Raw genomic sequence first — 10,311 nt, 5'->3', positions numbered from 1 at the left:
CGGCCGCCGGTGGCCAGCAGCCGGCGGAACGCGTACGAGACGTCGGGGTGCACCTCGGCCTCGTGGCGCCGGGCCCGGGCCAGCAGGGCGGCGTCCAGGGCCGCGAAGCGATCGGGCCAGCTCCGGGCGGCCAGCAGCCGGGAGCGCAGCCGCTCGACGCCGAGACTGCCGAGCACGTCGGCCAGGTCGAGGTCCAGGCCGGCCAGCTCGCCCGCGGGCAGGCCGAACAGGGTGCGGGAGCCGAGCGGATGCACGGCCACCTGGACACCGGACTGCCGGCCGCCGTGGGCGATCAGGGCGGGGGCCAGGTGCAGGCCGCCGAGCAGGGCGTCGTAGCGGCCCGGGGCCTGACGGCCGTCCGGGTGGGCGTGCACGACCAGCGGATCGTCGAGGGTGAGCACAAGCGTCAGGTACGGCGAGGGCAGACCCCGATGGGTCACCGGCGGCACCCCGCACTGCCGCCAGCCGGAGTAGTGCGCGACGTACGGCCGCAGCGCCTCCGCCGGTCGCGCCCACGCGGACTCGTCGACCACCATGAGCTGAGCATCCCACCGCGACGCGGGCCGGCCCAGGGCCCCGCCGGTCACCAGGTCTCCGGCGCGGCCCCGGGCCGGGAATCAGTCGGCCAGGGCCTTGGCCAGGGCGTCCCGGAAGGCACGCTCGTTGTCGGTCACGACGTCGCCGCCGATGCCCAGCACGCCACCGGACGAGGCCGCACCGACCACGCTCTCGGCGATCTCCACCAGCCAGTGCTTGTACGTCTCCGCGTCCGCGGGGTCGGCCTTGGCGGTCAGCAGCGCGGACGCCTCGGCGGCGCGGTTCACCACGTCCTGGCCGTAGCCCACCGGGTCGGCCGGCTCGATGGCCGGCAGCTCCTCGCCCCGGTCCGGATCGCCGGTCTGGTCCAGGACCGCCGTGGCGATCGCGGTGACCAGCCGGCTGGCCGAGGCCCGCGCGTCGGAGATCTGGTCGAGACCGGCAGCCGTCTCGGCCCGGGTCTTACGGGCGCTGTCGTGCGTCGCCACGCTCGCGGCGGTCAGCACCGACTGCGGAAGGCCGACCAGCAGCCCCCACTCGGCGTCGGTGAAGCCGAAGGTGGCGTACAGCGGTTCGTCGGTCACAGCATCCTCACTCACTTCTTTTTCTCAGCGACCAGGAGCGCGTGCTCCTGGACGACCGGCACCGAGAGGGTCTTGTAGCCGACCTCGTCGAAGAGCACGGTCATGCGATCCTCCTCGTACCCCATCACCATGCCGGGACCCCACTCGGCGTGCCGCACCGTGCTGTGCACGGCGAACGGCTCGTCGCCGGTCTCCTCCTCGGTCTCCTCGGCCACGCCCTCGGCGCAGTTGTCGCAGTGCCCGCAACGCTCGGCGAGATCCTCGCCGAAGTAGGCCAGCAGGGTCTGGGAGCGACACGCGTTGCTCTGCGCGTACGCGCGCATCATGTCGGTGCGGGAGCGCTGCACGACCTGTTGGCGCTCGTGCTCGGCGAGGGCGGCCTCGGCCGCCGCGGCCGGCAGCGGGGCGAAGACCGGAACCGTCCACTTGTTGCCGCTGCCGGCGACCGCCGCGCCGACCTGCTCCAGCAGGCTCAGCAGCTGACCCAGCTTGCGCGGCCCGAGGCCGGTCTTCTCCTTCAGTGCGGTCTTGGTGGCCGGTCCGGCCCGCAGGGCGGCGGCCAGCTCGCGGATCTCGGCCACCTCGGGCGAGCCGCCGGTGAAGAAGCGCTGGATCGCCTCGTCCTCGGCGCGCCACAGCAGCAGCGCCCGGCTCGGCTCGCCGTCGCGGCCCATCCGGCCGATCTCCTGGAAGTAGCTGTCCGGGGAGTCGGGCAGGGCGACGTGCGCGACCCAGCGGATGTTGGGCTTGTCGATGCCCATGCCGAACGCCGACGTGGCCACCATGACGTCGACCTTGTCGGCGAGGAAGTCCTCGTGGGCCTGCTCGCGAGCGCCGCCGGCCATCCCGCCGTGATAGAACGTGGCGCTGTAGCCCGCCTCGGTCAGGCGCTCGGCGAGCTCCTCGGCCGCGCGCCGGGTGGCGACGTAGACGATCCCCGGCCGCTCGGTCTCGTCCAGCAGCGCGGTGAGCCGGCGCCACCGGTAGGCCTCGTCCGGGCAGTACGCGACCTCGAGGAACAGGTTGCGCCGGTCCAGGCCGGAGACGTGGATCTCGGGCTTGTTCAGGTGCAGCCGGGCGATGATGTCGTCGCGGACCGGCGGCGAGGCGGTGGCGGTCAGCGCCAGCACCGGCGGCCGGCCGATGCCCTTGATCAGATGCCCGAGGGAGAGGTACTCCGGGCGGAAGTCGTGGCCCCAGGCGGAGATGCAGTGCGCCTCGTCGATCGCGACCAGGCCCGGGCGCAGGGCCCGGACCTCGGCCAGCCGTTCCGGGTTGGCCAGCTGCTCCGGGGTGATGAAGAGGAACTCGGCGCGGCCCTCCCGGATCTCCCGGATCGCCTCGCGCTGCTGGTTGGGGGTCTCGGCCGAGCTGACCCGCACGGCCCGCACGGCCGGGTCGGCGCGCTCGTTGAGGGCGGCGATCTGGTCCTGCTGCAGGGCCAGCAGCGGTGAGATCACCACTGTCGGCCCGGGCAGCAGGACCGCCGGGATCTGGTAGATCGCCGACTTGCCGGCGCCGGTGGGCAGGACGACGAGGGCGTCGCGGCGGCGCAGCACGGCCCGCATGGGCTTGAACTGGCCGGGGCGCAGGCCGGGCCAGCCGAAATGCTTGCGGGCGACCTTGCGCAGGCGCGGGCCATAGATCGGTAGCTTCATCGAGCGGCCATTGTGCCCCACGGGTGTGACAGCCAAACGCTACGAGTGCTTGGGCAGGATGTGCTCGGCGTAGAGATCGAACAGGCCCTGCCAGTGCGGGCCGGTGTTGGCCACGTAGACCTCGTCGAAGCCGGCCTGGGCGTACTTGTCGATCATCTCCAGGTGGGCCGCCGGGTCGTTGCCGCAGACGAAGGCCTCCTTGATCATGTCCTGGGTGACGAGCTCCGAGGCCTGCTCGAAATGCTTGGGCGAGGGCAGGACCTGGGAGAGCTCGCCGGGCACGCCGGCGTTCGGCCACTTCTCGTACGCGATCCGCGCGCCCTCCTCCTCGCTGGTGGCGAACGCAGCCTTGAAACCGGCCTGACAGGTACGGTCACCGCCGCCCTGGGAGCGGAACTGCTGGACCATCTCGCCGTCGGGCATCGTGCTGATGTAGCCCTCGCCGATCCGCGCCGCCACCGACGTGGCCTTCGGGCCGAAGCCGGACACCAGGATCTCGACCGGCTTCTCCGGCAGCGTGTAGACCCGCGCGTTCTCCACCGTGTAGTGCTTGCCGCGGTGCGACACCGTGCCGCCCTTCCACAGCTCACGCATGATCTCGACGGCCTCCTCCAGCATCTCCAGCCGCACGTCGGCCTCGGGCCAGGCGTCGCCGAAGATGTGCTCGTTGAGGGCCTCGCCGGTGCCGATGCCGAGCCGGAACTTCCCGCCGGTCAGCACCGCGCTGGTCGCGGCGGCCTGGGCGATCACGGCGGGATGGATCCGCACGGTCGGGCAGGTGACCGCGGTGGTGATGGGCAGGGAGCAGGCCTGGCTGAGGGCACCGATGGTGGACCAGACGAACGCGCTCTGCCCCTGGGCGTCGACCCACGGGTGGTAGTGGTCGGAGATCCACAGGGCGGAGAAGCCGGCGCGCTCGGCGCCCTTGGCCTGCTCGATGAGCTCCGCGGGGGTGTATTCCTCGCTGGACAGGAAGTATCCGATTCGCATACCGGGCGGATACCCCGGTTATTTGCCGCCGAACATCCGGCGGATGGCCCAGAGCAGGATCAGGGCCCCGAGCGCGATGCCGAGCAGGCGCACCGCGTGCACCTCGGACCAGTCCACGCCGGAGGCTGCCAGGACGGGCGTCGCCCACTGTGTCCGCACGCAGGAAGCTTAGCGAGCCGGGCAAGCGGCGAAACACTTTAAGTTCGCTTAATAGAAAGGTTTGTTGACTAAAGGGCTGAAGTGGGTGACCATAGGTCGTCGCCGCGCCCATGACGGTTGTCGGCCGATCACGTTGGGGGACGTGCTCGCTGAGCGCGTATTCGTCGTCACCGGAGGTACGCGGACACATGCCGAATCATGGCGAATTGCCAGTTCTGGCCGCGACGGTGTTACAGCCCGGGTTCGAAGGCACCGCTGTGCCCGACTGGGTCCGTCGCTGGCTCGCGGACGGACTGGGCGGCGTCGCCCTGTTCGCCCGCAACGTCGAGACACCCGCACAGGTCGCGGCCCTGACCGCCCAGCTGCGCGCGGAACGCCCGGACGTCATCGTGGCCATCGACGAGGAGGCCGGTGACGTCACCCGCTTCGAGTCGCGGCACGGCAGCTCCCGCCCCGGCAACCTGGGCCTGGGCGCGATCGACGACGCCGAGCTGACCCACGCCGTGGCCCGGGACCTGGGCCTGGAGCTGGCCCACGCGGGCATCACGCTCGACTACGCCCCGGACACCGACGTCAACAGCAACCCGGACAACCCGATCATCGGGGTACGCGCGTTCGGCGCCGAGCCCGGTCTCGTGGCCCGCCACGGCGCGGCCTGGATCAGTGGCCTGCAGGAAGCCGGCGTCGCCGCCTGTGCCAAGCACTTCCCGGGCCACGGGGACACCGCCGTCGACTCGCACCACGCCGTACCGCTGATCGACCGCAGCCGGGAGCGGCTCGCCGAGGTGGAGCTGGTGCCGTTCAAGGCCGCCATCGCCGCCGGCGTGCAGTCGGTCATGACCGGGCACCTGCTGGTCCCCGCGTACGACCCGGAGCTGCCCGCGACGCTGAGCCGGCGCATCCTCACCGGCCTGCTGCGCGAGGAGCTCGGCTTCCAGGGTCTGATCGTCACCGACGGCATCGAGATGCAGGGCGTCCGCCGCACCTACGGGCTCGAAGGCGCCACCGTACGGGCGCTGGCCGCCGGGGCCGACGCCATCTGTGTCGGCGGCGACCACGCCGACGAGCACACCGCGATCCGCCTGCGGGACGCCATCGTCGCCGCCGTGCGCAGCGGTGAGCTGAGCGAGGAGCGCCTGCGCGACGCCGCCGCCCGGGTCCGCAAGCTGGCCACCTGGACGCTGGAGACGCAGACCGCGATCGGCGCCCGCGCCGTCGCGGAGGTCGCCGGCTCCACCGCGCACGAGGTCGCCGTCATCGGTGGCTCGGCCGTCGGCCAGGCCGCCGCCCGGCGCGCTGTCAAGGTCACCACCGGTGCTGCCGCCCCGGAGCTGCCGCTGAGCCTCGCGCCGCACGTCGTCGAGTTCGCGCCGGCCCGCAACATTGCCATCGGCGCCGAGACGCCCTGGGGAGTAGGGGCGCCGCTGGGCAACCTGCTGCCCGGCACCACCTCGATCCGGCTCAGCGCCGAGGATCTCGCCGGCGTGAGCGACCCGGCCGCCCCGGTCCTGGCCGGAGCCGGCGGTCGCCCGCTGGTCCTGGTCGTCCGCGACGCTCACCGGCACCCGTGGATCGCCGACGCCCTGCGCGACACGCTGGCGGTACGCCCGGACGCCATCGTGGTGGAGATGGGTGTGCCGGTCGCGGTGAGCGGCGGGGTGCACCTGGCCACCTACGGCGCCACCCGGGCCTGCGGTCAGGCCGCGGCCGAGATCATCGCCGGTTCCTCGGTGCCCCAGCTCGCGTCGCAGGCCCTCGCCGCCTGAAAGGAGTCGCGGGCCGCTCAGGCGATGATGTCGTCGTATTCGGGGTGGTCCGCGACGTAGCGCGCGAAGAACGGGCAGGCGGGCACGACCTTCGCGCCGCGGGCCCGCAGGGCGTCCAGGGTCTGTGCGGCCAGCACGCTGCCCAGGCCCTGGCCACGGTGCGCCGGGTCCACCTCGCTGTGCACGACGACCACGGCACCGTCGCGCTCGCGGTAGTCGGCGAACCCGCCGACCTCGCCGTCGAGCAGGATCTCGAAGCGGTGGCGGGCCGGGTTGTCCTGCACGGTGACGTCCATGTCGCCAGCCTAGGGTGGCTTGCGGCCCGTACTCTTGATCGGGTGATGAACACCGCAGCACCGCGCATCGCCGCCCTGTTCACCTCAGCCGTCCTCGGTCTGACCCTGCTGGCCGGATGCAGCAGCGACAACGTCGACTGCGGCCTGGACCAGTGCACCGTGACCCTCGACCGCAGCACCAGCGCGAGCGCCAGCGTGCTCGGCGTGGAGGCCAAGTTCGTCAGCGCCGACGCCAACACCGTCACCCTCGAGGTGGCCGGCGAGCAGGTCCAGCTCACCAAGGGACAGCAGGCCGTGGACGTCGGCGGCCTCCAGGTGTCGCTGGACAGCATCACCGCCGACCAGATCGGCTTCCAGGTTTCCCGCTAGCACGTCCGGGTGGCACGGGTGGCAGGTTTCAAAAATGTTGCCCCAGGTCAATCTGGGCAGCATGTCTGCCACCCAGCAAGCCCGGAGCACCGCGTCGCGTGCTGCCGACAGCAAACCCCTCGAATATCTCGCCCGCGGTGGCTTCATCGTGTACGGCGTCATCCACCTGCTCTTCGCCTGGCTGGCCCTGCAGGTCGCCCTGGGCGACTCGAAGGGTGAGAGTGACCAGTCCGGCGCGCTGCAGAGCCTGGCGGGCAAGCCGTTCGGCAAGACGATGCTGGTCATCGCCGTCATCGGCATGATCGCCCTGGCCCTCTGGCAGGCCTTCGAGGCCGCCATCGGCGAGAGCGGCCCGCAGGACAAGGAGGCGCTCGCCGAACGCGTCGTCTCCGGCGCCCGCGCGGTGATCTACCTGTCGTTCGCCTGGATCGCCATCCGGGTGCTGCAGGGCGCGAACGCCTCCACCGGCGACAGCCAGGAGAAGGGCGCCTCCAGCCTGATGGCCAACTCGGGCGGCCGCTGGCTGGTCGGGCTGATCGGCCTCGTGGTGGTCGGCGTCGGCATCGGCCTGGTGATCTACGGCGTCACCAAGAAGTTCGAGAAGCACCTCAACACCCAGCAGATGAGCCCCTCCGTCCGCAAGACCACGCGTCGCCTCGGTGTCGCCGGCTATTCCGCCAAGGGCGTCGCGTACGCGATCGCCGGTGGCCTGATCGTGGCCGCGGCCGTGACCTACGACGCGGAGAAGGCCCGCGGCCTGGACGCGGCGCTGCGCCTGCTGGCCGAGCAGTCGTACGGCCCGTGGCTGCTGGGCCTGGTCGCGCTGGGCATCGCGGCCTTCGGTGTCTACTGCTTCTCGCAGGCCCGCTACCGCAAGGTGTGACGCAGAACCAAGCTCCGAGCGGGTGGAAGACGTGTCTTCGCACAGGCGGGCAGGGCAAGGTAGAGCGCTGGCAACGACCCCTGAATTCTGGAGAGGGAACCCGTGACCAGCGTGCTCACCGCCCTGCTCGCCGTCGTCATCGCGGCGGGTGCGGCGATCGTCCTGGTCGAGGCGGTGCACTGGGTCGTCAAACGGCTCGGGCGCCGCTCGACCCTGCTCAACGACCTGGCCGGTACGGCGCACAAGCCGTTCCTGACCAGCGTCACCATCTACGCCGTGCAGCAGGCCGTCCGCACCTACGCCGGTGAGTTCACCGGCCGGGACGTGGTGCTGCACGCCCTCGTCCTGCTGGTGATCGCCTCGGTCGCCTGGCTCGTCGGCGCACTGCTGCTCGTGCTGGAGGACGTCGCCCTGGCCCGCTGGCGGGTCGACGTCCCGGACAACATGAAGGCCCGCCGGGTCAAGACCCAGGTCGTGATAATGCGCCGGGTCACGATCGCCGCCATCGTGGTGCTGACCATCGGCGTCATGCTGATGACCTTCCCGGACGTACGGGCCCTGGGCGCCAGCGTGCTCGCCTCGGCCGGGGTGATCAGTGTCATCGCCGCCCTCGCCGCCCAGAGCACCCTCGGCAACCTCATCGCCGGCCTTCAGCTCGCCTTCAGCGACGCGGTCCGCATCGACGACGTGGTGGTCGTCGAGGGGGAGTGGGGCCGGATCGAGGAGCTGACCCTGACGTACGTCGCGGTGCAGATCTGGGACGACCGCCGGCTGATCCTGCCGACCTCGTACTTCACCACCAAGCCGTTCCAGAACTGGACCCGTACCGGTTCCGCCGTGCTCGGCACCGCGGAGATCGACGTCGACTGGTCGGCGCCGGTCGAGCCGATGCGCGCCGAGCTGCGCGCCGTCTGCGAGGGCAGCGAGCTGTGGGACGGCCGGGTCTGCGTGCTGCAGGTGACCGAGGCGACCGGCGGCATGATCCGGCTCCGCGCGCTGGTCAGCGCGCACGACGCGGGTTCCCTGTGGGACCTGCGCTGCCTGGTCCGCGAGCGCCTGGTGACCTGGGTCTTCGAGCACCGGCGCGACTCGCTGCCGCGGCTGCGCGCGGACCTTTCCCAGGGTGAACGGGCAATGCCCGCACCGGCCGTGACCGCGCCGGCGGAGGACACCACGACCCGGGACGACGCCCGCGTGTTCAGTGGAGCCGGGGACGGTGACGAGCGTGCGGCGGCCTTCAGCGGTCCGGAGGAGCAGACATCTGCCGCCACGTCCGGTATCAGGCAGTAATTTCGGCTCGGCCAGGCGAGGATTGACCAGGCCCTGTGCAGGGCATAGTGGCTCCATTGGGAAAGGAGGACACCATGGCCGATGTCCTGAACGGTAGCCCGGCCCGTCCGGGGACCGACCAGTCCACCTCGGAATTGGTACAGAAGGCGAGCGAGCAGATCTCCCGCCTCGTGAAGGATGAGATCGCGCTCGCGAAGGCGGAGCTCACCGAGAAGGGTAAGCACGCCGGCATCGGTGTGGGTCTGTTCGGCGGCGGAGGGGTGCTGGCCCTGTACGGCGTCGGCGCGCTGTTCGCCACGCTGATCATCGTCCTCGACCTGTTCCTGCCGCTGTGGCTGGCCGCACTGATCGTGACCGTGGTGCTCTTCGCCTCGGCCGGCGTGCTGGCGCTGCTCGGCAAGAAGCAGGTCACCCAGGCGGTCCCGCCGGAGCCCTCGGCCGCCATCGCCAGCGCGAAGGCGGACGTCGACGAAGTGAAGCACGCGATCAAGAGCAGGAGCCGGGCATGAGTGACAAGAACGGGTCCACGTCGGCAGGCAAGCCGGACGTGGCGGCCCTGCGCGAGGACATCAAGCAGACCCGCGCCGAGCTCGGTGAGACGGTCCAGGCCCTCGCGGCCAAGGCGGACGTCAAGGCCCGGGCCAAGGAGCAGGTCGAGCAGACCAAGCAGCGGGCCAAGGCGCAGGTGCACGAAACGACCGGCAAGGTCCGCGAGGCCGCGGCCGCCGCGGTCGGCGTCGCGTCCGAGAAGGTCCGCACCGCCAAGGCGCAGGCCGGCGACAAGGTCGCACTGGCCGGTGACAAGGTGAAGGAGTCCGGCGCCCTGGACAAGGTCAAGGAGTCGGGCGTCCTGGACAAGGCGCAGGACGCGCGCGTCCAGGTGCAGCGCAACCCCATCCCCTTCGCCGCCGTGCTCGCGGCCGGGGTGGCGCTGGTCGGCATCATCCTCATCGTGCGCGGGAGGCGTAAGTGAGCAACAAGCTTCAGAAGGTGGCGTACAAGCCGGTCGGTCTGCTGCTGGGCATCGGGGCCGGCGCGGTCGCGGGCTTCGTCTTCAAGGAGATCTGGAAGTTCGCCTCCGGCGACGACGACGCCCCGAACGCCACCGACGAGGACCGCGGCTGGGGCGAGATCATCGCCGCGGCCGCACTGCAGGGCGCGATCTTCGCGACGGTCAAGGCCCTCGTGGACCGCGGCGGGGCGGCCGGCGTTCGCAAGATCACCGGGGAATGGCCCGACTGATCGATCGCCTACATAGACGTACGTCGAGGCCTTCGGCGCCGCTCAAGCGGCGCCGGAGGCCTTTTCCGGTTCTGTCCAAGTCGACGGGATTCGGCTGAGGGGCAGCTTTCGGGCTGGTTCTTCGGGTACAGTGTGGCCAGTTTTTGTGTACGTGGTTCAGAGGCTCGTCCTGCTGAAACGCCGCCCCTCGCGGCGGCCGCTGCGCGGAAACGACCATCGGCCCCGCATCACCGGGCCGGCATTTTCAGAAGGAGAGTTCAGCATGGCGCAGGGAACCGTGAAGTGGTTCAACGCAGACAAGGGCTTCGGCTTTATCACCGTCGATGGCGGGGGTGCTGACGTGTTCGTCCACTTCTCGGCCATCCAGACGAGCGGCTACCGCAGTCTGGAAGAGAACCAGCGGGTCGAGTTCGAGATCGCCCAGGGCCAGAAGGGCCCTCAGGCGGAGCAGGTTCGCCCGCTCTGAGACCATCCTGCCGGCGGCGACGCCGGCCGCCGATCGCCTGGCGGAGATCGGCCTGAGTAACCCCGCAGATC

General features: G+C 71.1%; 14 protein-coding genes. 8 read left to right on the top strand and 6 right to left on the bottom strand.

Annotation, left to right across the window (positions count from 1 at the left end; all coding sequences use genetic code 11):
* The 5 genes from AB0C29_RS18515 to AB0C29_RS18495 form a co-directional block, all read right to left on the bottom strand.
* On the bottom strand, window positions 1-587 hold a 587-nt coding region (locus AB0C29_RS18515; RefSeq protein ID WP_360821621.1), incomplete at its 3' end, for a DUF6597 domain-containing transcriptional factor.
* Between the two features lie 30 nt (window positions 588-617).
* Entirely contained in the window at window positions 618-1,121 is a 504-nt protein-coding gene (locus AB0C29_RS18510) for a hypothetical protein (protein ID WP_360553363.1), read from the bottom strand.
* Between the two features lie 11 nt (window positions 1,122-1,132).
* On the bottom strand, window positions 1,133-2,779 hold the full coding sequence (locus AB0C29_RS18505) for an ATP-dependent DNA helicase RecQ (RefSeq protein ID WP_360821619.1): 1,647 nt from the start codon (window positions 2,777-2,779) through the stop codon (window positions 1,133-1,135).
* Between the two features lie 39 nt (window positions 2,780-2,818).
* Window positions 2,819-3,769 (bottom strand): TIGR03557 family F420-dependent LLM class oxidoreductase, encoded by a 951-nt coding sequence (locus AB0C29_RS18500; RefSeq protein ID WP_360821617.1) that lies wholly within the window; start codon window positions 3,767-3,769, stop codon window positions 2,819-2,821.
* Window positions 3,770-3,787: 18 nt separating this feature from the next.
* Entirely contained in the window at window positions 3,788-3,928 is a 141-nt protein-coding gene (locus AB0C29_RS18495) for a hypothetical protein (RefSeq protein ID WP_360821615.1), read from the bottom strand.
* Between the two features lie 188 nt (window positions 3,929-4,116).
* Between AB0C29_RS18495 and AB0C29_RS18490 the strand changes: the two genes are divergently transcribed.
* Window positions 4,117-5,694 (top strand): glycoside hydrolase family 3 N-terminal domain-containing protein, encoded by a 1,578-nt coding sequence (locus tag AB0C29_RS18490; protein ID WP_360821613.1) that lies wholly within the window; start codon window positions 4,117-4,119, stop codon window positions 5,692-5,694.
* A gap of 17 nt (window positions 5,695-5,711) precedes the next feature.
* Here the strand turns inward: AB0C29_RS18490 and AB0C29_RS18485 are convergent, their stop codons facing one another.
* The gene (locus AB0C29_RS18485; RefSeq protein WP_360553344.1) at window positions 5,712-5,990 is read right to left on the bottom strand and encodes a GNAT family N-acetyltransferase; all 279 of its coding nucleotides are present in this window, start codon (window positions 5,988-5,990) and stop codon (window positions 5,712-5,714) included.
* Window positions 5,991-6,035: 45 nt separating this feature from the next.
* On the opposite strand from AB0C29_RS18485, the gene AB0C29_RS18480 reads away from it, so the two are divergent.
* From AB0C29_RS18480 to AB0C29_RS18450, 7 genes are all read left to right on the top strand, one after another.
* Window positions 6,036-6,359, top strand: a complete 324-nt coding sequence (locus AB0C29_RS18480; RefSeq protein WP_360553364.1) for a hypothetical protein — start codon at window positions 6,036-6,038, stop codon at window positions 6,357-6,359.
* A gap of 61 nt (window positions 6,360-6,420) precedes the next feature.
* The gene (locus AB0C29_RS18475; RefSeq protein ID WP_360553345.1) at window positions 6,421-7,242 is read left to right on the top strand and encodes a DUF1206 domain-containing protein; all 822 of its coding nucleotides are present in this window, start codon (window positions 6,421-6,423) and stop codon (window positions 7,240-7,242) included.
* A 102-nt stretch (window positions 7,243-7,344) separates the two neighbouring features.
* Window positions 7,345-8,532: a mechanosensitive ion channel domain-containing protein gene (locus tag AB0C29_RS18470; protein WP_360821608.1), complete on the top strand. Its 1,188-nt coding sequence runs from the start codon at window positions 7,345-7,347 to the stop codon at window positions 8,530-8,532.
* Between the two features lie 74 nt (window positions 8,533-8,606).
* Window positions 8,607-9,041, top strand: a complete 435-nt coding sequence (locus tag AB0C29_RS18465; protein WP_360553347.1) for a phage holin family protein — start codon at window positions 8,607-8,609, stop codon at window positions 9,039-9,041.
* Entirely contained in the window at window positions 9,038-9,505 is a 468-nt protein-coding gene (locus AB0C29_RS18460) for a DUF3618 domain-containing protein (protein WP_360821607.1), read from the top strand. The genes AB0C29_RS18465 and AB0C29_RS18460 overlap by 4 nt, the downstream gene beginning before the upstream one ends.
* A complete protein-coding gene (locus AB0C29_RS18455; protein ID WP_360821605.1) occupies window positions 9,502-9,774 on the top strand; it encodes a DUF4235 domain-containing protein in 273 nt (90 codons plus the stop codon). The genes AB0C29_RS18460 and AB0C29_RS18455 overlap by 4 nt, the downstream gene beginning before the upstream one ends.
* 262 nt (window positions 9,775-10,036) lie before the next feature.
* Window positions 10,037-10,240, top strand: a complete 204-nt coding sequence (locus AB0C29_RS18450; RefSeq protein WP_007458127.1) for a cold-shock protein — start codon at window positions 10,037-10,039, stop codon at window positions 10,238-10,240.
* Window positions 10,241-10,311: the final 71 nt, after the last annotated feature.

This window comes from Actinoplanes sp. NPDC048791, assembly GCF_040650095.1.
In the GTDB taxonomy this organism is placed as follows: domain Bacteria; phylum Actinomycetota; class Actinomycetes; order Mycobacteriales; family Micromonosporaceae; genus Actinoplanes.
Note: the sequence above shows the minus strand (reverse complement) of the source record. Positions and strands in the feature narration are given on the sequence as shown.

Excerpts from the sequence above, each read along its gene's own strand:
- AB0C29_RS18480 (WP_360553364.1), top strand. The coding sequence starts at position 6,036 with ATGAACACCGCAGCACCGCGCATCGCCGCCCTGTTCACCTCAGCCGTC.
- AB0C29_RS18500 (WP_360821617.1), bottom strand. The coding sequence starts at position 3,769 with ATGCGAATCGGATACTTCCTGTCCAGCGAGGAATACACCCCCGCGGAG.
- AB0C29_RS18505 (WP_360821619.1), bottom strand. The coding sequence starts at position 2,779 with ATGAAGCTACCGATCTATGGCCCGCGCCTGCGCAAGGTCGCCCGCAAG.
- AB0C29_RS18465 (WP_360553347.1), top strand. The coding sequence starts at position 8,607 with ATGGCCGATGTCCTGAACGGTAGCCCGGCCCGTCCGGGGACCGACCAG.
- AB0C29_RS18485 (WP_360553344.1), bottom strand. The coding sequence starts at position 5,990 with ATGGACGTCACCGTGCAGGACAACCCGGCCCGCCACCGCTTCGAGATC.
- AB0C29_RS18450 (WP_007458127.1), top strand. The coding sequence starts at position 10,037 with ATGGCGCAGGGAACCGTGAAGTGGTTCAACGCAGACAAGGGCTTCGGC.
- AB0C29_RS18475 (WP_360553345.1), top strand. The coding sequence starts at position 6,421 with ATGTCTGCCACCCAGCAAGCCCGGAGCACCGCGTCGCGTGCTGCCGAC.
- AB0C29_RS18490 (WP_360821613.1), top strand. The coding sequence starts at position 4,117 with ATGCCGAATCATGGCGAATTGCCAGTTCTGGCCGCGACGGTGTTACAG.
- AB0C29_RS18460 (WP_360821607.1), top strand. The coding sequence starts at position 9,038 with ATGAGTGACAAGAACGGGTCCACGTCGGCAGGCAAGCCGGACGTGGCG.